The sequence below is a fragment of the Verrucosispora sp. TAA-831 genome, from assembly GCF_050780145.1.
GTDB lineage: Bacteria > Actinomycetota > Actinomycetes > Mycobacteriales > Micromonosporaceae > Micromonospora.
On sequence record NZ_CP192240.1, the window covers coordinates 5,218,849 to 5,244,433 of the forward strand.

Sequence of the window (25,585 nt, forward strand, 5' to 3'; positions counted from 1 at the left end):
GAGCACGTTTCACCCGACCGGCCTCAGGCGTCGAACCGCTCCGGGCAGCCGCCGTCGGAGACCTTCCAGACCAGTTCGCCGAGCAGCGCCAACTCCTCGGTGCTGAGCCCGGCCAACAGTCGTGAGTCGGACAGCACGCCGTGGACGCGGTCCCGCATCCGCCGGCCGGCGTCGGTCACCACGAGCGTCCGCTGCCGCCGGTCGGCCGGGTCGGCACGGCGCTCCACCAGCCCGGCCCGCTCCAGCTTGTCGACGAGCGCGGTCACGTTGGAGCGGTCGCACCGCAACTGCCCGGCCAACTCGCGGGCGGGCAGCGGGTGATCCGGGTCCAGCTCGTACAGCGCGCGGGCGACCGCCGGGGTCAGACCCAACGCGGCGATCTCGGTGTCCTGGTGGTGCCGCAGGGCGGCGGCCACGTGCATGATCCGCCGGACCAGATCGCCGGCCACCCGGGACCGGTCGGCCCCACCCGGGCCGACCAGCGAGGCGGGCGGTCGCAGCATGGTCGGATTCTACGTTCCGGCCGGTTCGGGCAGCTCCGCCGTCACTTTCGACGGCGCGCCGCCGAAACGGTCGCTCGCGTGATCAGCCGGGCGGGCGTGGCGGTCAGCCGGGCAGGAAGGAGAAGCGGACCTGCCGACTGGTGTTGTCGCCGTTGGTGTCGACCAGGCAGACCGACTGCCAGGTACCGAGGGCGAGCCGACCGCCGAGCACGGGCAGCGTCGCGTACGGCGCGACGAAGGCGGGCAGCACGTGGTCGCGGCCGTGTCCGGGCGAACCGTGCCGGTGCCGCCACCGGTCGTCGGTGGGCAGCAGGGCGTCCAGCGCGGTGAGCAGGTCGTCGTCGGAGCCGGCGCCGGTCTCGATGATGGCCACCCCGGCGGTGGCGTGCGGCACGAACACGTGCAGCAGTCCGTCGCCCTGCCCGGCGAGGAACTGCTCGGCCTCGGCGGTGATGTCCCGGACGGTCGGCCGGGAACCGGTCCGGATGCTGATCACCTCACTACGCATACCCCCCATTCTGCCCGGTTACGAGATCTTGTACCGGCGCGCTCGGGAGCGTTTCCTGGCAAGATCGTCTACCACCCGTCGCGGCCTGCGGGACGACCCGAAGTTACTGCTCGGTACGTGTGTCGCGCGTCGCCCTTGGGCCGGGTGGACGTGACGCCGAGTGCCGCGACGGGGCAGGATGGCGCTAGAGACCTATCCCACACACAACCGAGGGAACGCCTGTGGCTACGGAACGCAAGCGCCCGGTGATCACGGCCGGACTGCCGAGCCAGCTTCCGGACATCGACCCTGAAGAGACCAGCGAATGGGTCGAGTCGCTCGACGGTGTCATCGATGATCGTGGCACCAAGCGGGCGCGCTACGTGATGCTGCGCCTGTTGGAGCGCGCCCGTGAGCGCCAGGTCGGCGTACCGTCGCTGACCACCACCGACTACCTCAACACGATCCCGCCGGAGCGCGAACCCTGGTTCCCGGGTGACGAGCACATCGAGCGCCGGATCCGGGCGTACGTGCGGTGGAACGCGGCGATGCTGGTGCACCGGGCGCAGCGTCCCGAGATCGGCGTCGGCGGGCACATCTCCACCTTCGCCAGCTCGGCCTCGCTGTACGAGGTGGGCTTCAACCACTTCTTCCGGGGCAAGAACCACCCGGGTGGCGGCGATCAGCTCTTCTACCAGGGGCACGCCTCCCCCGGCATGTACGCCCGCGCGTTCGTCGAGGGCCGACTGAGCGAGAACCAGCTCGACGGCTTCCGGCAGGAGCTGTCGCACCCCGGTGGCGGTCTGCCGTCGTACCCGCACCCCCGGCTGATGCCGGACTTCTGGGAGTTCCCCACCGTCTCGATGGGGCTGGGCGGGCTGAACGCCATCTACCAGGCCCGGTTCAACCGCTACCTCCAGCACCGGGGCATCAAGGACACCTCCGACCAGCACGTCTGGGCCTTCCTCGGCGACGGCGAGATGGACGAGCCGGAGACCCTGGGCGCGATCGGCGTGGCCGCCCGGGAGGAGCTGGACAACCTCACCTTCGTGATCAACTGCAACCTCCAGCGTCTGGACGGTCCGGTCCGCGGCAACGGCAAGGTGATGCAGGAGCTGGAGGCGTTCTTCCGGGGCGCCGGCTGGAACGTGATCAAGGTGGTCTGGGGCCGGGAGTGGGACCCGCTGCTCGCCGCCGACACCGACGGTGCGCTGGTCAACCTGATGAACACCACGCCGGACGGCGACTACCAGACCTACAAGGCGGAGTCCGGCGCGTACGTCCGGGAGCACTTCTTCGGTCGGGACGCGCGGACCCGCAAGATGGTCGACGGCCTCAGCGACGACGAGATCTGGAACCTCAAGCGGGGCGGACACGACTACCGCAAGCTCTACGCGGCCTACAAGGCGGCGACGGAGCACACCGGGCAGCCGACCGTGATCCTGGCCAAGACGATCAAGGGCTGGACGCTCGGTCAGCACTTCGAGGGCCGCAACGCCACGCACCAGATGAAGAAGCTGACGCTGGACGACCTCAAGATGTTCCGCGACCGGCTCTACCTGGACATCCCGGACTCGGCGCTGGAGGAGAACCCCTACCTGCCGCCGTACTACCGGCCGGACGAGAAGTCCGACGAGATGCAGTACCTGCACGAGCGGCGCAAGCAGCTCGGCGGTTACCTGCCGAGCCGGCGGACCGAGGCCAAGACCCTGGCCATCCCCGGCAGCGAGCGCTTCGCCGACGTCAAGCGGGGTTCGGGCAAGCAGAAGGTGGCCACCACGATGGCCTTCGTCCGGCTGCTCAAGGACCTGATGAAGGACAAGCAGTTCGGCCGGCGCTGGGTGCCGATCATCCCGGACGAGGCGCGTACCTTCGGTCTGGACTCGATCTTCCCGACCGCCAAGATCTACTCGCCGCACGGCCAGCGGTACACCTCGGTCGACCGGGAGCTGTTCCTGTCGTACAAGGAGTCGACCACCGGTCAGATCCTGCACGAGGGCATCAACGAGGCCGGTTCGGTCGCCTCGTTCACCGCCGCCGGCACGTCGTACGCCACGCACGACGAGCCGATGATCCCGATGTACATCTTCTACTCGATGTTCGGGTTCCAGCGCACCGGTGACGGCTTCTGGGCGGCGGCCGACCAGATGGCCCGTGGTTTCGTGCTCGGCGCCACCGCCGGTCGCACCACGCTCAACGGTGAGGGCCTCCAGCACGAGGACGGCCACTCGCTGCTGCTCGCGGCCACGAACCCGGCCGTCGTCGCGTACGACCCGGCGTTCGCGTTCGAGATCGCGCACATCGTGGAGAACGGCCTGCACCGGATGTACGGCGAGGAGCAGGAGAACATCTTCTACTACCTCACCATCTACAACGAGCCGATCCACCAGCCGGCCGAGCCGGAGGGCGTGGACGCCGAGGGCATCGTCAAGGGCATCTACCGCTACGCGGCGGCCCCCTCGGTGGAGGGCGACGCCCCCCGGGCGAACGTGCTCGCCTCCGGCACCGGCATGCAGTGGGCGCTCAAGGCGCAGCAACTGCTCGCCCAGGACTGGGGGGTGGCCGCCGACGTCTGGTCGGTGACCTCCTGGACCGAACTGCGGCGGGACGCGGTCGAGTGCGAGGCGTACAACCTCCTGCACCCGGGCGCGGAACAGCGGGTGCCGTACATCCAGCAGAAGCTGGCCGACGCCGACGGGCCGAAGGTCGCGGTCAGCGACTGGATGCGCGCGGTGCCGGACCTGGTCTCCCGCTGGGTGCCGGGCGACTGGACCTCGCTGGGCACCGACGGCTTCGGCCTGTCGGACACCCGGCACGCGCTGCGTCGGCACTTCCGCGTCGACGCCGAGTCGATCGCGGTCGCCACGCTGCGGCAGCTCGCGCTGCGGGGCGTCGTACCGGCGCACGTACCGGCCGAGGCGGCCAAGAAGTACGCCATCGACGACGTGAACGCCGCCCCGGTCGGCGAGACCGGCGGCGACAGCTAGTACCGCACGCACTGAAGGAGGGCCCGGCGCTGTGCGCCGGGCCCTCCTTCAGTGCGTGCGGGGGCTGGGGAAATGGGAAAGGAAGGGTCCCCTGCTCACGCCTCGTGCATAGCAAGGGCCCCTTCCTAACACACGTACCCGCACCACGAACGCCGAGAACGGCGGCGACGCCCGCCCCTGGACGGCGTGCCGGTATGACACAGGCGATATCGGGGAGCGACTTCCCCCCGTAACATCACCAATCCACAATCATCGATAGGCATCCGGCTTCCGCACGGGCACCACGCCGGCCCGGTGGACTCCCCTGTCGCGCCGTCCTCCGCCGGCTCGGACGCCGTCCGCCCCCGCGCGACGAGAGGGAGCACAGATGCGAATCGTCCGGATCGGCTTGGCCCTGGCCGTCGGCGCACTGGTGGTGTCGACGCTCGGACCCGGCTCGCCCTCGGTGGCGCACGATCCCGCCACCCCCGCCGGGCGGGCCTCGGCCCAGGAGTTCATGGCACAGCGTGAACCGACCCAGCAGTTGGTCGCCGCCGCCGCGACGGCCTGCACGAACGGCCAGGCGGCGGGTTACCCGTGCCGCAACGTCGACCTGCTGTCGTTCCTGCCGTTGACGAGTATCGGCGGCAGCCAGGCGAACGACATCTGGGGCTGGACCGATCCCCAGACCCGCAAGGAGTACGCGATCGTCGGTCGCCGCAACGGCACCTCCTTCGTGGACATCTCGAATCCGACCGCGCCGGTCTACCTCGGCAACCTGCCCGCGTACCAGAACCGCACGGCGGTCTGGCGGGACATCAAGGTCTACCGCGACCACGCGTACGTGGTGGCGGACGTGTCCGGGCACGGCATGCAGGTCTTCGACCTGACCCGGTTGCGGGGCGTCACCACGCCGCAGACCTGGACGACCAACGCGCAGTACAACCAGTTCGGCAACTCGCACAACATCGCCATCAACGAGCAGACCGGCTTCGCGTACGCGGTCGGCACCAACACGTGCAGCGGCGGCCTGCACATGGTCGACATCCGGACCCCGAAGTCCCCGACGTACGCCGGCTGCGTCAGCAACGACGGATACACCCACGACACCCAGTGCGTGGTGTACCGGGGTCCCGACACCGCCCACACCGGCCGGGAGATCTGTGTCAGCTCCAACGAGGACACCGTCACCGTGGTGGACGTCACCAGCAAGTCCGCTCCCCGGCAGTTGGCCCGCATCGGGTACACCGGCCGGGCGTACACCCACCAGGGCTGGTTCACCGAGGACCAGCGGTACTTCCTGCTCGACGACGAGCTGGACGAGACCCGGCGCGGGGTGAACACCCAGACCTACATCTGGGACCTGGCCGACCTGGACGCACCCCGGCACATCGGCACCTACAGCGCGCCCTCCGGTGTCGCCGCCACCGACCACAACCAGTACGTCAAGGGGAGGTACAGCTACCAGGCCAACTACCGGGCCGGGTTGCGCATCCTGGACCTGACCGACGTGGCCGCCGGTCGGGCCACCGAGGCCGGCTTCTTCGACGTCTACCCGTCCAGCAACAGCTCCTCGATGAACGGGGCGTGGAGCACCTACCCGTACTTCCCGAGCGGTGTCGTCGTGGTCAGCGGCATCGAACAGGGGCTGTTCGTGTTGCAGCCCCGGCTGCCGTGACGACGACCAGCCAGGGGCCGACGGCGAACGCCGTCGGCCCCGTCGGCGTGCCGCCCGATCCGGAGCACCCGGCCGGTCCCGACGTCCCGGTGCCGACGGCAGGCCCGGGGACCCGTTACGCGGCGACCGCGCTGGTGCTCGCGCTGTCGCTGGCGGTCGGCTTCTTCGCCGGTCGGGCCGGTGGTCCGACCGGCGGTGCGGCCCGACCGGCCGCCGCCGTGACGGGCGGGCACGCGGGCCACGGTCCGGGTGGACTGGAGGTCTCGCGGGACGGCTGGACGCTGACGCTGCACACGTCGACCCTGACCGTCGGCGAGCCGAACGAACTGGCCTTCCAGATCACCGACCAGACCGGTGTCGTGCTGACCGCGTTCCAGGAGAACCACGAGCGCCGGATGCACCTGATCCTCGTCGGGCGTGACCTCTCCGGATATCAGCACCTGCACCCGGAGATGTCGCCCGACGGCACCTGGCGGGTGCGGGTCACACCGTCGGCACCCGGGCCGTTGCGGGTGATCGCCGACTTCTGGCCGCTCGGTGCCCAGGCAGGGGTCACCCTCGGGGCCGACGTGCCGGTTCCCGGCCGGTACGCGGTCCGGCCGCTCGATCCGCCCGAGGAGACGGTCCTGGTCGACGACTACACGGTCACCCTGGACGGCGGCCTGCGTGCCGGGGAGTCCCACCAGGTGCTGGTCTGGCTCGGTCGTCTCGGGCAGCCGGTGAACGACCTGCAACCACACCTAGGCGCGTACGGGCATCTGGTCGCGTTGCGGCAGGGCGACCTGGCGTACCTGCACGTCCATCCGGCGGCGGCCAGCCAGGCCAGTTCGGTGGTGGCGTTCGGCATCACCGTGCCGTCGACGGGCACCTACCGGTTGTTCTTCGAGTTCCGACACCTCGACGAGGTACGCGTGGCGGCCTTCACCGTGGTCGTGTAGGGGCGTCGAAAACGGTGGCGGCCCGGGTGCACCTGGTCGGGACACCGGGGCCGCCACCGCATCGCGGGTGACGCCAGGAGGTGGTCGGTCAGCCGACGGCGGCCAGGTCGGTCAGCCGAGCCAGCGAGTCCTCCAGGTCGGCGCCGACCCTGCGCAGGCCGAGCCGGAGCAACGCGGCCTTGACCGGGCCGGCCGGCCAGCGTACGACGATGAGCCGCACGACCGTCCCACCCTCGTCCTCGTCCGGGGTGAGCTGGACGTATATCTCGGTGCGCGCCTCCGCTCGGGCACCGGCGCCCTTGGCGCGTTCGCGCCAGCCGATCAGGGTCGGCTCCTGATAGGCGATCACTTCGGCCTCATGTGCGGCACCACGCCCGGCCTGGACCAGTTGCCGTCTGCCGAAGCCCTCCCCCGAGAGGACCTCGGCCGCACGGACGCCGGCCAGCCAGGCCGGCAACTGCTCAGCGCGCTGTACCACGTCCCAGACCGCGTTCACCGGTGCCGTCACGTGCGCGCTGCGTTCCACGAGGATCATTTCCGTCTTCCTCCAGTGAGGACATCCCACAATATTCGGAACTGTATGCGCAAAAACGGACGTATGCGGACGGGTTAACAAAGACACGCCGAAAGGTATTGCCATCGACGCCTCGGCACCCTATGGCGTAGCGCTCCCACGACCCCTAGAGTTCCGAACACGTTTCGCGTTTCGCCGGGAGGGCGCATGCAGACCGCTCCGATGCCCGACTTCCCCACCGGATTCCGCTGGGGCGTCTCCACCTCCGCCTACCAGATCGAGGGCGCCGCCGACGTCGACGGTCGCGGACCCTCCATCTGGGACACCTTCGCCCACTCCCCCGGGCGCATCCTCGACGGCAGCACCGGCGACGTGGCCTGCGACCACTACCACCGCTACGCCGAGGACGTGGCGCTGATGGCCGATCTCGGAGTGGGCGCGTACCGGTTCTCGGTGGCCTGGCCCCGCGTGCTGCCCACCGGCACCGGTCCGGTCAACGCCGCCGGGCTGGACTTCTACGAGCGGCTGGTGGACGAGCTGCTCGGCCACGGCATCGACCCGGTCGCCACGTTGTTCCACTGGGACCTGCCGCAGCCGCTCCAGGACGCCGGCGGCTGGCTGCACCGCGACACCGCGCACCGCTTCGCCGAGTACGCCGACGCGGTCTCCGCCCGCCTCGGCGACCGGGTCAAGCTCTGGATCACCCTCAACGAGCCGTTCATCCACATGAGCCTCGGGCACGGCACCGGCGAGCACGCCCCCGGCGAGGCGCTGCTCTTCGACGCCTTCCCGGTCGCCCACCACCAACTGCTCGGCCACGGCCTCGCGGTCGCCGCGCTGCGCGCCCGCAGCAGCAGCCCGGTCGCCATCGCCAACAACTATTCGCCGGTACGCGTGCTCGGCGACGACCCGGCCGACGCCGCCGCCGGGTACGCCTACGACGCGCTGCACAACCGGCTCTTCACCGACCCACTGCTCGGCCGCGGCTACCCGACCGAGCTGGGCTTCGACACCGGCGTGGTCCGCGACGGCGACCTCGACGTCATCGCCGCCCCGCTCGACGTGCTCGGGGTCAACTACTACAACCCCACCGGCGTACGCGCCCCCGAAGAGGGCTCTCCGCTGCCGTTCACGCTGGTGCCGCTCACCGGGTACCCACGTACCGCCTTCGACTGGCCGGTGGCACCGGACGGGCTCCACGACCTGCTCGGCTGGCTGCACCGGCAGTACGGGCCGGACCTGCCGCCGATCCAGATCACCGAGAGCGGCTGCGCGTACGACGACACCCCGGACGCCGACGGCCGGGTGCCGGACCCGGACCGGATCGCCTACCTGGACGGTCACCTGCGCGCGGTGCACGCGGCGATGGCCGACGGGGTCGACGTGACCGGGTACTTCGTCTGGTCCCTGCTGGACAACTGGGAGTGGGCCGAGGGCTTCACCAAGCGCTTCGGGCTGGTGCACGTCGACTTCGCCACCGGAGCGCGCACGCCCAAGTCGTCGTACACCTGGCTGCGCGAGGTCATCGCGGCGGCCCGGCGGGAACCTCCCCGGTGACCACCGTCGACCCGACGCCGGCCTCGCTGCCGGCGGCGCTGGCGGAACCGACGATCGCGGTACGGCGCGGCTGGATCGCGCTGCTCTTCGCCGCGAACCTCGGCGTCTGGATGGCGTTCTTCACCCCGATCCAGGTGCTGCTGCCGCAGCAGCTCGGGCAGATCGCGCCGACGAACAAGGAGACCATGCTGGCGGTGGTCACCGGGCTCGGCGCGTTGGCCGCGGTGATCGTCAACCCGCTGGTCGGGGCGCTGTCGGACCGGACCTGCCTGCGCATCGGCGGCCGGGAGTTCGGGCGTCGGCACGTCTGGACCCTCGGTGGCGCGCTGCTCGGCGCGCTGTCGCTGGCGCTGCTCGCCCAGGCGCAGACCGTGCTCGGCGTGGTCGTCGGCTGGATCGCGGCACAGACCTGCTTCAACGCGATGCTGGCCAGCCTCACCGCCGCCGTACCGGACCGGGTCCCGGTCGCCCAACGCGGCGGCGTCTCCGGCTGGGTCGGCATCCCGCAGGCGCTCGGGCTGGTGCTCGGCGTCGTGCTGGTCACCGCCGTGGTCAGCGGCAACGCCGCCGGATACCTGGTGATCGCCGCCGCCGTGCTGCTGTTCGCGCTGCCGTTCGCGCTGCGCACCACCGACGACCCGTTGCCGCGTACGCACCGACCGCCGCTGCGTGGACTGCTGGCCGGCATGTGGGTGTCGCCGCGCCGGTACCCCGACTTCGGCTGGGCCTGGATCACCCGGTTCCTGGTCCAGCTCGGCAACGCCTTCGGCACCCTCTACCTGCTGTACTTCCTCACCGACGAGGTCCGGGTGGCCGACCCCGAGGGCGGCCTGCTGGTGCTGATCCTGCTCTACACCGCCGGGCTGATGGCCACCACGGTGGTCGCCGGGCGGCTGTCGGACCGCTCGGGCAAACGCAAGGTCTTCGTGATCGTCGCCGGGCTGGTGATCGCGGTCGCGGCCCTGCTGCTGGCCGTCGCCCCCACCTGGCCGATGGCGATCGTCGCCGCGCTGCTGCTCGGCGCCGGTTACGGGGTGTACCTGTCGGTGGACGCCGCCCTGATCACCCAGGTGCTGCCGAGGGCCACCGACCGGGCCAAGGACCTCGGCGTGATCAACATCGCCAACTCCGCGCCGCAGGTGCTCGGACCCGCCGTCTCCGCCCCGATCGTGGTGTACCTGGGCGGCTACCCGGCCCTGTACGCCACCACCGCCGCGGTGACCGTCCTCGGCAGCGTCCTGGTCCTGAAGATCCGCTCCGTCCCCTGACAGACTGTGATGAAAGGAGGGGACCCCGGTACGACACCAGGCGATAGCAGGGGACCCCTCCTTACATCTGTACGCTGGGGGTCGTGACGGTACGTGTGCGATTCGCCCCCTCCCCGACCGGTATGTTCCACGTCGGCGGCGCCCGCTCGGCGCTGCAGAACTGGATCTACGCCAAGCAGCAGGGCGGGGTGTTCGTGCTGCGTATCGAGGACACCGACGCGGCGCGCAACAAGCCGGAGTGGACCGAGGGCATCCTGTCGGCGCTGGACTGGATCGGCATCGAGCGGGGCAGCTACGAGGGCCCCTGGTTCCAGTCCTCGTACGCCGACGAGCACCGCGCCGCCGCCCGGCGGCTGTACGACTCGGGTCGCGCGTACTACTGCGACTGCACCCGGGAGGCGGTGCAGGCCCGGACCGGTAACCAGTACACCGGCTACGACGGGTACTGCCGCGACCGGGGTCTGCCGCCCGGCGAGGGCCGCGCGCTGCGCTTCCGTACGCCCGACGAGGGCTCGACCGTGGTCGTCGACCTGATCCGGGGCGAGCCGACCTTCGAGAACAAGCTCATCGAGGACTTCGTGATCGCCCGGGGCGACGGGTCCCCGGTCTTCCTGCTGGCCAACGTCGTGGACGACATGACGATGGGGATCACCCACGTGATCCGGGCCGAGGAGCACCTGCCCAACACCCCGAAGCAGCAGTTGCTCTGGGACGCCCTCGGGGTGAAGCCGCCGATCTGGGCGCACGTGCCGGTGGTGGTCAACGAGAAGCGGCAGAAGCTGTCCAAGCGACGGGACAAGGTCGCGCTGGAGGCGTACCGGGACGAGGGGTACCTCGCCGCCGCGATGCGCAACTATCTGATGCTGCTCGGCTGGGCGCCCTCCGGCGACCGGGAGATCGTGCCCTGGTCGGTGATCGAGGACGAGTTCCGGCTGGACGAGGTCAACCCGTCGCCGGCCTTCTTCGACGAGAAGAAGCTGCGGGCGTTCAACGGCGAGTACATCCGGGCGCTGCCGGTCGAGGAGTTCGTCGAGGTCTGCGGGCCGTGGCTGACCGGTACCGGCAGCATTCCGCCGCCGCCGTGGCAGCCCGACGAGTTCGACCCGGCCACGTTCGCCGCGGTGGCACCGCTGGCCCAGACCCGCATCGCGGTGCTCAGCGAGATCGTCCCGAACGTCGACTTCCTCTTCCTCGCCTCGCCGCTGATCGACGAGGCGGCCTGGGCCAAGGCGATGAAGGAGGGCTCGGGCGAGCTGCTGGACGACGCCATCGCCGCCTTCGAGGCGGTGACGTCGTGGGACGCGGCGACGCTCAAGACCACCATGGAGGAGGTCGGCGCGGCGCGCGGTCTCAAGCTCGGCAAGGCCCAGGCACCGGTACGGGTCGCGGTCACCGGCCGGACGGTCGGGTTGCCGCTGTTCGAGTCGTTGGAGCTGCTCGGCGCCGAGCGCACCCTGACCCGGCTGCGCGCCGCCCGCGCCCGCCTGTTCTAGCTGTCCCATGTAAGGAGGGGTCCCCTGCTAACGCCTGATGTATAGCAGGGGACCCCTCCTTACTTCCGGGCCCCGCGACGCCGGATCAGCCGGGCGGTCGCCAGCACGACGAGCAGGACCAGGGCACCGATGCCCGTCCACCACCAGCCGGCGCCCGACGACTCACCCGATCGGGGCATCGGGGTGGCCACCAGCGGCCCGGACGTCGATGGGGTGGGCGTGCCCTCCGCCGCGGGCGGGGTCGACGGGGCGGCGCTGTCGGGCGGTGTCGACGGGGCGGCGAGGCTCGGCGACGCGCTCGGGTCGGCGGGCGTACCGGTGGTGAGCGTGAACCGGACCTCTCCGGAGATCGGATGGCCGTCGCCGGAGACGATCTCGTACCCGATCCTGTACAGGCCCGCCCGGCCCGGGGTGAACGGCGCGCTGATCCGGTTGCCGGAGATCCTGGCTGGTCCGCCGAGTGCGTCCACGTCGTCCGGTCCGGTGACCGTGAGCGTGGTGGTCTCCTCGTCGAGCCGGGCGAGGAAGCGCAACTCGACCCGCTCGGGCGCGGTCGCGACGCGGGCACCGTCGCGGGGGTCGCTTCCGGTCAGTTGGTTGTGCGCGGCGGCCGGGTTCACCGGCAGCAGCAGCGACACACCGAGCGCCACGCCGAACACCACTGTCCAGCACCGCAGCGTACGCGCTACCCTGCCCCCCATCACGGCCTCCGTACAGGTAAGATCCGCCCCGCGTGTCCATGGCTGATCATTGGTCGATTCGCGATCGCAGATAGTTCCAATTAGTGTTTCACCAGCTGCAACCAATCGTCGTTCCGCGGAGTCTTAGAGGTGGTTACCCGTCCTGTGGGCACGGTTACCGCCGTCGGCCTTCCAACGCGTGACTCTGCAGCAAGCCGACCATCGACGGGGCGAGGAGGCGGCATGGTCCGACGGATGAGGCGACTGACCGCGATAGCGATCGGTGGAGCCGCCGCGGTGTTGTTGTCACTGGCCTTCGTCGAGCCCGCCAAGGCCGCACCGAAGGCGCCACCGGCCGGCGTCGACATCACCGGCCACGGGCTGGCCGAGCCGCTGCGGCTGCGCCACGGCACCGAGCCTGGGCAGGTGGCCGCCGTCATCGACCAGGTGAGCCGTTCCCTGCCTCGGACGAGCGCGCCCAAGAAGGCCGACCTCGGTCCGAAGTACACCGTCGTGGTGCTGGCGGGTGACACTCCGAAGCAGACCTACGACCTCTATCCGAAGGCGGTCGGCGGGCCGCGGGTCTACCGACCGGCCAAGCAGCCGGACGCCCGAAAGACCACCGCGGCCTGGTTCCTCGGCCGGTTCAGCATGTCGGAGACCCTGCGCACCGCCGGGGTGCCGCTGGAGCGGACGTACGAACCGGTCAGCGGCGGGGCCGGCGGAGGCGAACGGATCATCCCGGAGGACGCGCTCAACCCCGCCCAGGACATCAACGAGGCGTTCAGCGACCTGCGTCGCCTGCTCCTGCTGAACGTCGCGGTGATGCTGGTGATCACGCTCGGCCTGGCCGGGATCGCACTGCTGGTCCGCCGCCGGACCCGCTGAGCCCGAGCACCGCCCTGCCGGATCCGCTGGGCCTCAGCACCAGCGGCGCGGGGGGCGTTCCCGGCGGGCCGTACGTAGTGCCGGGCGGACCGGACCGTGCCGGTGGGCGCCGGCCCAGCCGGGCCGGTCGCTTCGACAGCCGCCGGTGGCCGGCTCCGACACCGAGGTATCGCCCGTACGCTGGCGCGGCACCACGGGGTCGACGGGGCGCGGGCGTACCGGAGCGACGTCCTCCTCGGGACGATCGGCCGCCCGTGTCGGCGCGGGGTCGCCCGGGTCGGCCAGGCCAATGAGCCGACGGTGGTGCTTGGCGGGGACCGGATGCTCGTGCGACCCCAGTCGGCAGGGCTCCCCCTGGGCGCAGCCGTGGTCAGCCTCCCCGTGCGCCATCGGTGTCTCCTCACGCTCGCCCTCACCCGTCGGTGCCCACCCGACGTGCCTCGTTACCGTACTGGCCGGCTCCGACGGGCCGTGCAGCGCGTACCGACCGGGTGCTTCCGGGGCTCCCGACTCCTGCCGGCGAGGGCCAGCTCAGGACATGTCAGGCTAGGCGGGTGAGCGAGTCGGGCGGGACGGACCTGTCGGCCACGCTGCGCCGGATCGAACGGGCCGCCGGCGCGCTGGCCACCGACAGCGTGGCCCGGATGGACGACACCCTGCCCTGGTTCCGGGAGCTGCCCGCCGACCAGCGGTCCTGGGTGATGCTGGTGGCGCAGGCCGGCGCGCGCTCCCTGGTGCAGTGGCTGCGCTCCGACGGCGGCCCGGACAAGGGCACCCAGGAGGTCTCCGACGAGGTGTTCGCCACCGCGCCGCAGGCGCTGGCCCGGTCGATCACACTCCAACAGACCGTCGCCCTGATCAAGGTCACCATCGACGTGGTCGAGGAGCAGGTCGACGACCTGGCCGCACCGGGCGAGGCGGCGCAGTTGCGCGAGGCGGTGCTGCGCTACTCCCGGGAGATCGCCTTCGCCGCGGCCCGGGTGTACGCCCGGGCGGCCGAGTCGCGCGGTTCCTGGGACGCCCGGCTCCAGGCCCTGTTGGTCGACGCGCTGCTGCGGGGCGACTCGCCGGACGTTCTGGCCAGCCGGGCCGCCGCGCTCGGCTGGACGGACGCGCCGCCGGTCGCGGTGGCGGTCGGCCCCTCTCCCGGCGGGGAGGTCGCCGCCGTGCTGCACACCGTCTACCGGCAGGCCCGGCGGGTCGGGGTCGAGGTGATCGGCGGCGTGCACGGGGACCGTCTGGTGATCGTGCTCGGTGGGGCGGCGGACCCGGTGGCGGCCACCGCCGAGCTGCTCTCCGCCTTCGGTGACGGCCCGGTGGTCGTCGGCCCCTCGGTGCCGAGCCTGGACGAGGCCACCGAGTCGGCCCGGGCCGCGCTGGCCGGATACCGGGCGGCCCCGGCGTGGCCGGCCGCGCCCCGGCCGGTCTACGCCGGTGACCTGCTGCCCGAACGCGCCCTGGCCGGCGACGCGGAGGCCCGGCGGCGGCTGCGGCACGACGTGTACGCGGTGCTGGTGCGGGCCGGCGGCGAACTGCTGGAGACGCTGGACGCCTTCTTCGCCGCCGGCGGCACGCTGGAGAGCGCGGCACGGGCGCTGTACGTCCACCCCAACACGGTGCGGTACCGGCTGCGGCGGATCTCCGACGTCACCGGGTTCAGCCCGTTGTCGCCCCGGGACGCCTTCGCGCTGCGGGTGGCGTTGACCGTGGGCCGGTTGGATCCGGTGGTGCCGACCCCGACATTGGCCCCACCGACCGGTAAAAGATCACAGGTCGGCGATGACCAGCACCAATCTTTGTAGGATCCCTCCAAAGGTCCTAGTGCGGTTTGGTACCGGTCGGCACAGCGCAACCGGTGGGTATCCGGGAGAGTCATAGACGTGCTCGCCGTACTCTGCCCCGGCCAGGGTTCTCAGAAACCCGGCTTCCTGACTCCCTGGCTCGACCTGCCCGGCGCCGAGGCGCGGCTGCGTCACTGGTCCGCGCTGGCCGGCGTCGATCTGGTGCACCTGGGCACCGAGGCCGACGCCGACGAGATCCGGGACACCGCCCGTACCCAACCGCTGCTGGTGGCCGCGGCGCTGCTCGCCGCCGAGCACCTGCCGATGCAGGACGTGGCGCTGACCGCCGGGCACAGCGTCGGCGAACTCGGCGCGGCGGCGCTGGCGGGGGCACTGCCTGCGGACGCCGCGATCTCGCTCGCCGGGGTACGCGGCCGGGAGATGGCCGCCGCCTGCGCGCTGGAACCGACCGGCATGGCCGCCGTCCTCGGCGGCGACCCGGACGAGGTGCTCGCCGCGATCGAGGGGCACGGGCTGCACGCCGCGAACCGCAACGGCACCGGGCAGGTCGTCGCCGCCGGTGCGGTCGACGGCCTGGAGAAGCTGGCCGCCGAGCCGCCGGCCCAGACGAGGGTCATCCGGCTCCAGGTGGCGGGCGCCTTCCACACCCCGTACATGGCTCCCGCGGAGGCGGCGCTGGCCACGGTGGCGGCCGACGTCACCACCGGCGACCCGACCCGGATCCTGCTCTCCAACCTCGACGGCACCGCCGTCGGGCAGGGCGCGGAGATGCTCCAGCGGCTGGTCCGCCAGGTCACCGCCCCGGTCCGCTGGGACCTGTGCATGGCCACCCTCGCCGACCTGGGGGTGACCGGCGTGATCGAGCTGCCGCCCGCCGGTACGCTCGCCGGACTGGTCAAGCGGGAGCTCAAGGGTCCCGGCCTGCCGGAGATCGTGACGCTGACCACCCCGGACAAGCTGCCCGCCGCCCGCGACCTGATCGCCCGCGTCGCCGGAGGGCAGGCGTGAGCGCAGTCCGCCTCAGTCCGTCCGACTCCCGTGCCGAGATCGACCGTAGGAAGGGCTCGTCATGAGCGGCAGTCGCATCCTCTCCCTGGGGCACTACCAGCCGTCCCGGGTGGTGACCAACGACGAGATCGCCGAGCTGGTGGAGACCAACGACGCGTGGATCCGGGACCGGGTCGGGATCGCCAGCCGGCGGATCGCCGGTGACGAGACGGTCGCCGACATGGCCGCCGCCGCCGCGGACAAGGCGCTGGCCAACTCCGGGCTGACCGCCTCCGACATCGACCTGGTCGTGGTGGCGACCTGCACCTCGATCGACCGCAGCCCGAACGTGGCCTGCCGGGTCGCGGCCAAGCTGGGCATCGACGCCCCGGGGGCGTTCGACCTGAACACGGCCTGCTCCGGGTTCGCCTACGCGCTGGGCACCGTGGACCACGCGGTGCGCGCCGGTGCCAGCCGCAACGCCATCGTGATCGGCGCGGAGAAGCTCTCCGACTTCATCGACTGGAACGACCGCTCGACCTGCATCATCTTCGGCGACGGCGCGGGTGCCGCGGTGGTCACCGCCGCACCCGAGGGCGAGCCGGCCGGGATCGGCCCGGTCGTCTGGGGCTCGGTGCCGGAACGCGGCGAGGCGGTACGCATCGAGGGCTGGCGCCCGTACATCGCGCAGGAGGGGCAGACGGTGTTCCGGTGGGCCACCACCGCCCTGGCGCCGCTGGCGTTGCAGGCGTGCGAGCGGGCCGGGGTCGATCCGTCGGAGCTGGCCGCGTTCGTCCCGCACCAGGCCAACACCCGGATCATCGACGGCATCGCGAAGCGGCTGAAGATCCCGCAGGCGATCGTCGCGAAGGACCTGATCGAGTCCGGCAACACCTCGGCGGCCAGCATCCCGCTGGCCCTGTCGAAGCTGGTGGAGCGCCGCGAGGTGCCCTCCGGCGCGCCGGTGCTGCTGTTCGGTTTCGGCGGTGGCCTGACCTACGCCGGTCAGGTCGTCCGCTGCCCCTGATACCTCCTCGGCGCGCAGGCGCAGAGGTGTGACGGACGGCGTCGCCGACCGTCGAGAAATCCCGATGAGAGGAACCCACCGCAATGACCCGTGACGAGATCACCACCGGCCTCGCCGAGATCCTCGAAGAGGTTGCCGGGGTGAACCCGGACGACGTGGCCGAGGGGAAGTCCTTCACCGACGACCTGGACGTCGACTCGCTCTCCATGGTGGAGGTCGTGGTGGCGGCCGAGGAGAAGTTCGGCGTCAAGATCCCGGACAACGAGGTCCAGAACCTCAAGACGGTCGGGGACGCCGTGAGCTACATCGAGGCGCAGTCCTGATCATGAGTCGTCCTGACGTCGTCGTCACCGGGCTCGGCGCGACCACCCCGCTGGGCGGGGACGTCGCGTCGACCTGGGACGCCATGCTCGCCGGCCGCTCCGGGGTGGGTGCGCTCACCCAGGAGTGGGCCGGTCAGTTGCCGGTCCGGATCGCCGCCGAACTGGCGGTCGATCCTTCCACCGTCCTGGACCGGGTGAAGCTGCGCCGGCTGGACCGCTCCGAGGCGATCGCGTTGATCGCCGCCCACCAGGCCTGGGCCGACGCCGGCCTGGTCGACGCCGGAGCGGATCCGGAACGGATCGGGGTCAGCATCGGCTCCGGCATCGGTGGCGCGGTCACCCTGCTCAACCAGGACGACATCCTGGAGGCGTCCGGCCCCCGGCGGGTCTCCCCGCACACCGTGCCCATGCTGATGCCCAACGGTCCCGCCGCGTGGGTGGGTCTGGAACTCGGCGCCCAGGCCGGTGTGCACTCGGTGGCCAGCGCCTGCGCGACCGGCGCGGAGGCGATCGCGCTGGGTCTGGACATGATCCGGGCCGGTCGGGCCGACGTGGTGGTGGCCGGTGGCACCGAAGCGGTGATCCACGCGCTGCCGATCGCCGGTTTCGCCTCGATGCGGGCCATGTCGACCCGCAACGACGAGCCCGAGCGGGCCTCCCGACCGTGGGACAAGGGCCGGGACGGCTTCGTCCTCGGTGAGGGCGCCGGCATCGTGGTGCTGGAGCGCGCCGAGCACGCCGCCGCCCGGGGTGCCCGGGTGTACGCGCGGCTGGCCGGCGCCGGTATCACCTCCGACGGCTACGACATCGTCCAGCCGCACCCGGAGGGTGCCGGGGCGATCCGGGCCATCGCGAAGGCGATCGCCGACGCGGACGTGGACCGGGCCGACATCAGCCACGTCAACGCGCATGCCACGTCCACCCCGGTGGGCGACATCGCCGAGATCAAGGCACTGCACGCGGCGCTGGGCGACCACCCGGTGCTGACCGCCACCAAGTCGATGTCCGGGCACCTGCTCGGCGCGGCCGGCGCGCTGGAGTCGATCGCCACCATCCTGTCGATCCGCGACAGCGTGGTCCCGCCGACGATCAACCTGGACGACCCGGACGACGGCCTCGACCTCGAGGTGGCCGCCGGCAAGGCCCGCCACATGGACATCCCGGCCGCGCTGAACAACTCGTTCGGCTTCGGCGGTCACAACGTGGCGCTCGTCTTCACCCGGGCCTGAGACACCCGGCGGCGCACATCACCGCAGCGCCGCACCGACCCCGCCGACGCACCACGCGTCGGCGGGGTCGTGGCGTGTTCCGGCCCGGTCGGCCCCGCCGGGCGTCGGCGGGTCAGCCGCAGGTGGTGGCGGGCAGCCCGGAGACCTTTACCGGGGACCGTCCGCGCGGCGCGGCCTTGCCCGCCAGGACGTCGGCGAGCGCCGTCATCGAGGCCCGGCTCGACGAGTACGTGGCCAGCAGCGTCGGCGAACCCGCCTGCGCCAGCACGTACGGGGTGTCCATGGCGACCGTGACGGCGGCTCCGGAGCGCAGGTCGCGGGCCCCGTCGCCGTACCCGACGAGGTGCACGACCGTGCCGCCGCTGGACACCACCTCCACCCCGGCGGCGGTGAGCGCCTCGGTCAGCGCGGTCCGGGTGTGCTCCCGCCCACCGGAGGCGGTGACGGTCACCGGGCCCTTGACCCCGCTGGTGTCGCACCGGCCCTTGAACACGGTCACCGCGGCGGCGGCCAGGTCACCGGCGGCGTCGAGGTGCGCCGGAGCGCGCAGCGTCGACATCTCCGGGACCGGCTTGTCGGCCAGGGTGAACTTCATGGTCAGGACGCGGGTGGCCGCCTCCACCAGTCGGGCCCGGGGCAGTGAGCCGTCCCGCAGCGCCGTCAGCAGCCCGTCGTACGCCTGACCGACGTGCGGCGGCATGAGGATCAGGTCGTTGCCGGCCTTGAGGGCGCGTACCGCCGCCTCACCCGGCCCCCAGCGGCGGGCCGGCGGCATGTTCATCCCGTCGGTGACGACCACGCCCTGGAAGCCGAGTTCACCGCGCAGCACGTCGGTGAGGAGTTTGCGGGAGAAGGTGGCGGCCACCCCCGGATCGACCTCGGCCACGTCCAGGTGGGCGGACATCACGGCCAGGGCGCCCGCCTCGATGCCGGCGGTGAAGGGGGGCCACGCCTCGGCGGCGAGCTTCTTGCGCGACTGGGTGAGCACCGGCAGGTCCTCGTGCGAGTCGACGGCGCTGTGCCCGTGCCCGGGGAAGTGCTTGACGGTGGCCGCGACGCCGGACGCCTGCAACCCTCGGACCGCACCGCCGACCTGGCCGGCGGCCCGTTCCGGGTCGGCGCCGAAGGACCGGGAACCGATCACCGTGCTGCGCTTCACCAGCACGTCGGCGACCGGCGCGAAGTCGAGGTTGATCCCCATCGCGGCCAGCTCGGTGCCGGCGGCCCGCCAGGCGGCCTCGGTCAACGCCGGATCGTCGGCGGCACCGGCGGCCAGCGCGCTGGGCAGCATGGTCACCCCGTCGGTGATCCGGGTCACCACGCCGTACTCCTGGTCGGTGCCGATCAGGAACGGCGCCGTACCGGCGGGCAGCTTGCCGGCGGCCTCGCGCAGACCGGTGGTGAGCTGGCGGACCTGCTTCGGATTGTCGACGTTGGTGGTCGCCTGGTTGCTCTGGGTCGGGTCGTCGGCGCTGAAGCCGACCAGGATCAGCCCACCGAGCCGGTACTTCTCGATCATCTCGGCCGGGGTGTCCACGCCACCGAGGTTCCGGTTGCCGGCCGCCGATCCGGCCGAGACCTCGGTGGCCTGGTCGCCGTAGGCGTACGGCATCAGCACCTGGCCGACCAGGTCCTCGTCGGCGAGTTCGGCGACCAGCGCGGCGGCCCGGGCGGCCGGATCGTCCGGCGGTGCGCTCGACGGCGGTGCCGATTCGGTGGCCGGGGCCGACGACGGGGTGGTCCCCGGTCGCTGCCCGGCTCCCGAGCAGCCGGTGACGAGTAACGCGGTCACGGCGACGAACGCGGCGACGACGCGCCGAGGGGTGGTCGACACGCGGCCCATCCCACCAGCTTGTCGCGGACCGGGGCAACTCGACCGCCAGCCGGTGGACGGGCGGCCGGTACGCCGCCGGAGGTGGCGGGCCTCGGGCCGCCCGCTCAGCCGACCCGGGTGAGCAGGGTCACCGGAGCGCCGTCACCGGCGTGACGGTACGGCTCCAGCTCGGCGTCCCAGGCGGTGCCGAGCGCCTTGTCCAGCGCGTGCGCGAGCGCCTCCGGCCCCCGGGCGGCGGCCATGATGCTGCGCAGCCGGTCCTCGCCGAGCTGGATGTCCCCGGCGGCACCGACCGTGGCCCGGAACAGCCCGCGCCCCGGCACGTACATGAAGCGTTCTCCGTCGGCGCCCGGGCTGGGCTCCTCGGTCACCTCGAAACGGATCATGGGCCACTGCCGGAGGGCAGCAGCCAGTTCGGCGCCCGTCCCCGGGCGACCGGACCACCCGCACTCGGCCCGGCGGGCGCCGGGATCGACGGGTTGAGCCGTCCACTGCAGGTTGACCGGCGCGACAAGGACGCGCGCGATCGCCCACTCGACGTGTGAGCACACGGCGAGCGGGGTCGAATGGACGTATACGACGCCACGCGTTGGCACGGTGACCTCCCGGAGAGCGAGGTGCGTCTTCCCCTACGACCTCGACCCGGACCGGGTGCGTTGCTGGAACACATGATGACTCCTGTGACGGATGGTGCGCCAGCGAATCGGGAAATCCGCCGGTCGGAATACCCGGACAGGTGACTGCGGTTCCACCTCGTGACGCCGCGACGACCAGCCGGGATCGTGGCTCGTGTACAGTTCCATCGGCGGCCTGTGCCGCGTACAGCCTCTGCGGGTCACCCGTTCGGTACCGCCCGCACCAGCCCCCGGACGTTTCCCGTCCTCCGTACGTCTGCAAGGAGTACCTCCGTGGCGAGCAACACCTCTAAGACCGCGCGCGCGTCAGTCCGGGCCGGCCAGGCTGGCCAGGGTGGCGCACTCAGCGTGCTGGGCGAGTTCAAGTACCTGATCCCGCTCAACGGCGGCAAGCACGCCTACGTGCGGAACCTGACCAACGGCAAGACCGCGCACCTGCGCACCGACTCCGAGGCCTTCGTCGAGGAGATCCGGGTGCTGGCCGCCGCCGGACACGCCACCAAGATCCGGGCGGAGATCAACGGCCTCAACGCCGCCCACCCGGGCGACGGCTGGGACGCCACCGAGAAGCGCCTGGTCGAGGCCGGTGTCTTCGAGGGCTGAGCCCCGCACCACCCGCACCATCACGAACGCCCGCCGGGCCCACCCGGCGGGCGTTCGCGCGTCCCCACCCGCCCACGTCACCCCAGGACGCCGCGCCACACCCCCACCCCGTCGATCATGGACTTGTGGCAGTGATAAACCACATGAAAAGCCTCGGAACACGAGCCACGAGTCCATGATCGCGCGGCCCCGAGCGGGCGGCGGCGGGGCGGGGGGCGGGTCAGGGGGTGGGGGGTAGGAGGGCGACCTCGCCGGTGGTGAGGGTGTAGAGGGCACCGGTCACGGCGACCCGGCCGGAGGCGACGGCGGGGGCCAGGAGCGGGTCGGCGCGCAGGGTCGTGACGGTGCGCCGGACGTGCCGGCGTACGGCCAGGGGCTGCACCTGCGGGTCGTCCAGCCCCACCTCGGTCACCGCCGGGGCGATCCGGTCGATCAGGTGGGCCAGGGCACCGGACGGGCGACGACCGGTACGCAGTGTGTCGATCGTCGCGGCCACCGCGCCGCAACGCTCGTGACCGAGCACCATCACCAGTGGTACGCCCAACACGTCCACCACGTACTCGATCGAGCCGAGGACCGCGCGGTCCAGCACGTGGCCACCGGTGCGGATGACGCAGATCGAGCCGAAGGTCTGATCGAAGATCGCCTCCAGCGGCACCCGCGAGTCGATGCAGCCGAGCAGGACCGCGTACGGCTGCTGGTCGCCGGAGGCGCACGCGGCGGCGGCGCTGACGTCGTGTCCGTGCACCGGCTGGCCACTGACGAAGCGGCGGTTGCCGGCGAGCAGTTCGGCCAGTGCGGCGCGGGGGGTTCCGCCGGCCGCTCGGGCGTCCGGTCGTGGGTCGGCCGTCCGGGGCGTCGCCATGGTCCCAGCTTGACCGGATCGTCCTGCCGACGTACCCGGTTCCGGGATCTTCTCAGCACCCCGATTCGCGTGGTCTCATAACGGGTAGCCGGTGTTACCGCCGGGTATCCCCGGTGTTACCGCATCCGCGTGTGCCTGGGGAGGTGGCGATGTCAGATCCGGTCGAGGTGCGACTGAGCGACGACGTACGCCTGCACGTGGACGTCGACGGCCCGGCGGACGCCGAGGTCACGGCGGTCCTGGTGCACGGCTGGACGCTCGACGGGCGTAGCTGGCACCGGCAGGTGGCGGCGCTGCGCACGGCGTACCGGTCGGTGCGGGTGGTCAGCTACGACGCGCGGGGGCATGGCCGGTCGAGCTGCATGACGCTGCCCACGGCGACACTGGCGCAACTCGGTGACGACCTGGCCGCGGTGCTGGACGCGGTGGTGCCGACCGGGCGGGTGGTGCTGGTGGGTCACTCCATGGGCGGCATGACGATCATGGAGTACGCGCACCGGCACCCCGGGCACTTCGCCCGCCGGGTGGCCGGGCTGGTCTTCGTCTCGACCACCGCCGAGGGGCACACGCACACGGTCTACGGCCTGTCACCCCGGATCGCCCGGATCATCCGGCTGGCGGAGACCACCGGGGCCGGGGTGCTCGCCCGCTGCGGCGCCTGGCGTCCGCCCCGGGCCCTGCTGCGCGCGCTCCGTCCCAGCATTCGCTGGATGCTCTTCGGCGACCGCTGCGACCCGACCGACATCCGCCTGGTCACCTCTGCGGTGGCGCGCGCCTCGCTACGCTCGATCGGCGGGTTCCGGGCCTCCTTCGGCGCCCAGCACCGGCTGGAGACGCTGGCCGCGCTGGCGGACCTGCCGGCGGCGGCGCTGGTCGGCGACCGGGACCGGCTCACCCCGCCGCCGTGCGCGGAGTCGATCGCCGCCGCGCTGCCGGCCACCGAGCTGACCGTCTGTCCCGGGGCCGGGCACATGTTGATGATGGAGCGTCCCGAGGAGGTCACCGCGGCGCTCTCCGGTGTGCTGGATCGGGTGCTCGCCGAGGCCCGGCCCACCGGTCGCCGCTCCGCCGCCGGCCGCGCCCGCCGCCGGTAGGACTCGCACCCGGACCGGTGCCTCCGCACGTCCGCGAGGTGGGGCGTAATCTCGTGCGGTTGGCCGGGCCGGCGTGACGAGGAGAACGAAGCGGTGGACCAGAGCACCCTGGACCAGGAGATCGCCGTCGAGCAACGGCATCTCGACCGGGTGTACGCACGACTGGCCGAGCTGCGGCGCGCGGCGGTCCGTGCCGAGCGGGACGGTTACCGGCTGGCCCGGGTCGGAAACTTCGGCGCGCTGGTGGAGCGGGACGCCATGGTGTTCCACGCCGCGCAGCGCCGCCACGTGCTCGACGCCGAGTACGAGGGGCTCGTCTTCGGCCGTCTGGACCTGCGCGACGGGCAGGTGTTCCACGTCGGACGGCTGGGCATCCGGGACGAGGACGCCGCGACCCTGGTGGTCGACTGGCGTGCCCCGGCGGCTGCCCCGTTCTATCAGGCCACCCCGGCCGAGCCGCTCGGTGTGGTGCGCCGCCGGACGATCCAGTCCAGCCGGGAGCGGGTCACCCGGATCGAGGACGACCTGCTCGACCCGGACGCCGCTCCGGCGGAGATGGCGGTGGTCGGCGACGGCGCGCTGCTGGCGAACCTGTCCCGGACCACCGGTCGGGGGATGCGCGACATCGTCGCGACCATCCAGCGCGAGCAGGACGAGGCCATCCGCTCCCCCGGTTCGGGGGTGACGCTGGTGTCCGGCGGCCCGGGCACCGGCAAGACGGCGGTGGCGCTGCACCGCGCCGCGTACCTGCTCTACTCCGACCGCAGCCGGTACGCCGGTGGCGGCATCCTGGTGGTCGGCCCGTCCTCGGTCTTCGTCGAGTACATCGCCTCGGTGCTGCCGTCCCTGGGCGAGGACACCGCGACCCTGCACTCGCTGGGCACCCTCTTCCCCGGGCTGGTCGCCACCCGCACCGACCCGGTCGAGGTGGCCGCGGTCAAGGGGTCGCTGCGGATGCGCCGACTGTTGGAGCGGGCGGCCCGGGACGGCGTACCCGATTCGCCGGCCGAGCTGCGCCTGCTCTACCGGGGGCAGTTGCTGCGGCTGGAGCGCGCCGAGTTGGACGCCGTCCGGGAGCGGGCGCTGCCCCGGGGGGCGCGACGCAACGAGGTCCGCCGGGCCGGTTTCGACGGCATCCTGGCGGCGCTCTGGGCACAGGCCCGCCGGTTGGGCATCCCCCGGCTGCCCGAGCAGCGGGCCTTCGAGGACGAGCTGATCGACCGGACGGATTTTCGGGACTTCCTCAAGGCGTGGTGGCCCCGGCTGCATCCCCGCCACGTGCTCGGCTGGCTGGCCGATCCGGAGCGGCTGCGCCGGTACGCCGCCGGGCTGCTGTCCCGGGCCGAGATCCGGCTGCTGGAGCAGGCGTACCGGGGGCTGGCCGCCGAGGGGCCGACCGTCGCCGACGTGGCGCTGCTCGACGAGTTGGACGCGTTGCTCGGCAAGCCGGTGCGTCCAGCCCGGGCGAAACGTGACCCGTTCCAGCTCGCCGGTGGGGTGCGCGAGCTGAGCACGTACGCCGACCGGCAGCGGGCCGCCCGCCAGGCCGCTCGCGAGCGACCCGAGGACTACCGCGACTACGCGCACGTGGTGGTGGACGAGTCGCAGGACGTCTCACCGATGCAGTGGCGGATGATCGGCCGACGCGGTCGGCTGGCCTCGTGGACGGTGGTGGGTGACCCGGCGCAGACCGCGTGGACGGGAGATCCGCAGGAGCTGTCCCGGGCCCGGGACCAGGCGTTGGGACGCCGTCGACGGCACCGGTTCACGCTCACCACCAACTACCGCAACTCGGCGGAGATCTTCGCCGTGGCGGCGGCCGAGATCCGCCGGGCGTACCCGGACCTGGCCCTGCCCACCGCGGTCCGGACCACCGGGATCGACCCGGTGGAGCTGGTGGTGCCGGCGACGGAGTTGGAGACCAGCGTGCTGACCGCCGCGAGCACGCTGTTGGGCGAGGTCGAGGGCACCGTCGGGGTGATCACGCCGGTGCCGCGCCGGGACGAGGTCGCGGCCTGGCTGGGCGGGCTCGGCGGCGAGCGTCTCCAGGTGGTGACCAGCCTGGAGGCCAAGGGCATGGAGTACGACGGGGTGGTGCTGGTCGCCCCCGGCGAGATCCGTGCCGATCCCGGCTCCGGCGTGCGTACGCTCTACGTCGCCCTGTCCCGGGCCACCCAGCGGCTGACCACGGTCGACCTGACCGACTGAGCGCGC

21 protein-coding genes and 1 pseudogene are annotated in these 25,585 nt (G+C 72.1%); 15 read left to right on the forward strand and 7 right to left on the reverse strand.

Going from position 1 to position 25,585, the window contains the following annotated elements; genetic code table 11:
* Window positions 1-23: 23 nt before the first annotated feature.
* On the reverse strand, window positions 24-503 hold the full coding sequence (locus ACQVFL_RS23085) for a MarR family winged helix-turn-helix transcriptional regulator (RefSeq protein WP_396693328.1): 480 nt from the start codon (window positions 501-503) through the stop codon (window positions 24-26).
* Window positions 504-606: 103 nt separating this feature from the next.
* Window positions 607-1,011: a YjbQ family protein gene (locus ACQVFL_RS23090; RefSeq protein ID WP_396693330.1), complete on the reverse strand. Its 405-nt coding sequence runs from the start codon at window positions 1,009-1,011 to the stop codon at window positions 607-609.
* A 221-nt stretch (window positions 1,012-1,232) separates the two neighbouring features.
* On the opposite strand from ACQVFL_RS23090, the gene aceE reads away from it, so the two are divergent.
* The 3 genes from aceE to ACQVFL_RS23105 all read left to right on the forward strand — a co-directional run bounded on the left by aceE (window position 1,233) and on the right by ACQVFL_RS23105 (window position 6,572).
* On the forward strand, window positions 1,233-3,977 hold the full coding sequence (gene aceE / locus ACQVFL_RS23095) for a pyruvate dehydrogenase (acetyl-transferring), homodimeric type (RefSeq protein ID WP_396693332.1): 2,745 nt from the start codon (window positions 1,233-1,235) through the stop codon (window positions 3,975-3,977).
* Window positions 3,978-4,344: 367 nt separating this feature from the next.
* On the forward strand, window positions 4,345-5,634 hold the full coding sequence (locus ACQVFL_RS23100; protein ID WP_396693334.1) for a choice-of-anchor B family protein: 1,290 nt from the start codon (window positions 4,345-4,347) through the stop codon (window positions 5,632-5,634).
* The gene (locus ACQVFL_RS23105) at window positions 5,631-6,572 is read left to right on the forward strand and encodes a hypothetical protein (protein ID WP_431727581.1); all 942 of its coding nucleotides are present in this window, start codon (window positions 5,631-5,633) and stop codon (window positions 6,570-6,572) included. The genes ACQVFL_RS23100 and ACQVFL_RS23105 overlap by 4 nt, the downstream gene beginning before the upstream one ends.
* 88 nt (window positions 6,573-6,660) lie before the next feature.
* On the opposite strand, the gene ACQVFL_RS23110 is transcribed toward ACQVFL_RS23105, so the two are convergent.
* Complete coding sequence (locus ACQVFL_RS23110; RefSeq protein ID WP_131054674.1) at window positions 6,661-7,107, reverse strand: SRPBCC family protein; 447 nt, start codon at window positions 7,105-7,107, stop codon at window positions 6,661-6,663.
* Window positions 7,108-7,293: 186 nt separating this feature from the next.
* Here ACQVFL_RS23110 and ACQVFL_RS23115 point away from each other — a divergent pair, with 186 nt between their 5' ends.
* The 3 genes from ACQVFL_RS23115 to gltX all read left to right on the forward strand — a co-directional run bounded on the left by ACQVFL_RS23115 (window position 7,294) and on the right by gltX (window position 11,404).
* Entirely contained in the window at window positions 7,294-8,643 is a 1,350-nt protein-coding gene (locus ACQVFL_RS23115; RefSeq protein WP_431727582.1) for a GH1 family beta-glucosidase, read from the forward strand.
* Entirely contained in the window at window positions 8,640-9,911 is a 1,272-nt protein-coding gene (locus ACQVFL_RS23120) for an MFS transporter (RefSeq protein WP_396693340.1), read from the forward strand. Before ACQVFL_RS23115 ends, ACQVFL_RS23120 begins: the two co-directional genes overlap by 4 nt.
* Window positions 9,912-9,994: 83 nt before the next feature.
* The gene (gene gltX / locus ACQVFL_RS23125) at window positions 9,995-11,404 is read left to right on the forward strand and encodes a glutamate--tRNA ligase (protein ID WP_431727583.1); all 1,410 of its coding nucleotides are present in this window, start codon (window positions 9,995-9,997) and stop codon (window positions 11,402-11,404) included.
* Between the two features lie 59 nt (window positions 11,405-11,463).
* On the opposite strand, the gene ACQVFL_RS23130 is transcribed toward gltX, so the two are convergent.
* Window positions 11,464-12,105, reverse strand: coding sequence for a copper resistance protein CopC (locus ACQVFL_RS23130; protein WP_431727584.1), 642 nt, complete (start codon window positions 12,103-12,105; stop codon window positions 11,464-11,466).
* 222 nt (window positions 12,106-12,327) lie between these two features.
* Here ACQVFL_RS23130 and ACQVFL_RS23135 point away from each other — a divergent pair, with 222 nt between their 5' ends.
* The 6 genes and pseudogenes from ACQVFL_RS23135 to fabF all read left to right on the forward strand — a co-directional run bounded on the left by ACQVFL_RS23135 (window position 12,328) and on the right by fabF (window position 18,340).
* Entirely contained in the window at window positions 12,328-12,972 is a 645-nt protein-coding gene (locus ACQVFL_RS23135; RefSeq protein ID WP_396693345.1) for a hypothetical protein, read from the forward strand.
* A gap of 491 nt (window positions 12,973-13,463) precedes the next feature.
* Window positions 13,464-14,774, forward strand: a complete 1,311-nt coding sequence (locus ACQVFL_RS23140) for a PucR family transcriptional regulator (RefSeq protein WP_396693349.1) — start codon at window positions 13,464-13,466, stop codon at window positions 14,772-14,774.
* Window positions 14,775-14,852: 78 nt separating this feature from the next.
* Window positions 14,853-15,770, forward strand: a pseudogene (locus ACQVFL_RS23145) (ACP S-malonyltransferase); the annotation flags it as partial.
* Window positions 15,771-15,843: 73 nt separating this feature from the next.
* Window positions 15,844-16,788, forward strand: a complete 945-nt coding sequence (locus ACQVFL_RS23150; RefSeq protein ID WP_396693351.1) for a beta-ketoacyl-ACP synthase III — start codon at window positions 15,844-15,846, stop codon at window positions 16,786-16,788.
* Window positions 16,789-16,871: 83 nt separating this feature from the next.
* Entirely contained in the window at window positions 16,872-17,111 is a 240-nt protein-coding gene (locus ACQVFL_RS23155; protein ID WP_053653162.1) for an acyl carrier protein, read from the forward strand.
* A 2-nt stretch (window positions 17,112-17,113) separates the two neighbouring features.
* Window positions 17,114-18,340, forward strand: coding sequence for a beta-ketoacyl-ACP synthase II (gene fabF / locus ACQVFL_RS23160; protein WP_396693353.1), 1,227 nt, complete (start codon window positions 17,114-17,116; stop codon window positions 18,338-18,340).
* A 112-nt stretch (window positions 18,341-18,452) separates the two neighbouring features.
* On the opposite strand, the gene ACQVFL_RS23165 is transcribed toward fabF, so the two are convergent.
* Window positions 18,453-20,183 (reverse strand): glycoside hydrolase family 3 protein, encoded by a 1,731-nt coding sequence (locus tag ACQVFL_RS23165; protein ID WP_431727585.1) that lies wholly within the window; start codon window positions 20,181-20,183, stop codon window positions 18,453-18,455.
* A gap of 95 nt (window positions 20,184-20,278) precedes the next feature.
* Window positions 20,279-20,770 (reverse strand): DUF3145 domain-containing protein, encoded by a 492-nt coding sequence (locus ACQVFL_RS23170; protein WP_396693357.1) that lies wholly within the window; start codon window positions 20,768-20,770, stop codon window positions 20,279-20,281.
* A 312-nt stretch (window positions 20,771-21,082) separates the two neighbouring features.
* On the opposite strand from ACQVFL_RS23170, the gene ACQVFL_RS23175 reads away from it, so the two are divergent.
* Window positions 21,083-21,412: a hypothetical protein gene (locus tag ACQVFL_RS23175; protein WP_117229745.1), complete on the forward strand. Its 330-nt coding sequence runs from the start codon at window positions 21,083-21,085 to the stop codon at window positions 21,410-21,412.
* A 220-nt stretch (window positions 21,413-21,632) separates the two neighbouring features.
* Here the strand turns inward: ACQVFL_RS23175 and ACQVFL_RS23180 are convergent, their stop codons facing one another.
* Window positions 21,633-22,277, reverse strand: a complete 645-nt coding sequence (locus ACQVFL_RS23180; RefSeq protein ID WP_431727586.1) for a carbonic anhydrase — start codon at window positions 22,275-22,277, stop codon at window positions 21,633-21,635.
* 149 nt (window positions 22,278-22,426) lie between these two features.
* Between ACQVFL_RS23180 and ACQVFL_RS23185 the strand changes: the two genes are divergently transcribed.
* The gene (locus tag ACQVFL_RS23185) at window positions 22,427-23,371 is read left to right on the forward strand and encodes an alpha/beta fold hydrolase (RefSeq protein ID WP_396693361.1); all 945 of its coding nucleotides are present in this window, start codon (window positions 22,427-22,429) and stop codon (window positions 23,369-23,371) included.
* Between the two features lie 93 nt (window positions 23,372-23,464).
* A complete protein-coding gene (locus ACQVFL_RS23190; protein WP_396693363.1) occupies window positions 23,465-25,579 on the forward strand; it encodes a HelD family protein in 2,115 nt (704 codons plus the stop codon).
* The last annotated feature ends 6 nt before the right edge of the window (window positions 25,580-25,585 follow it).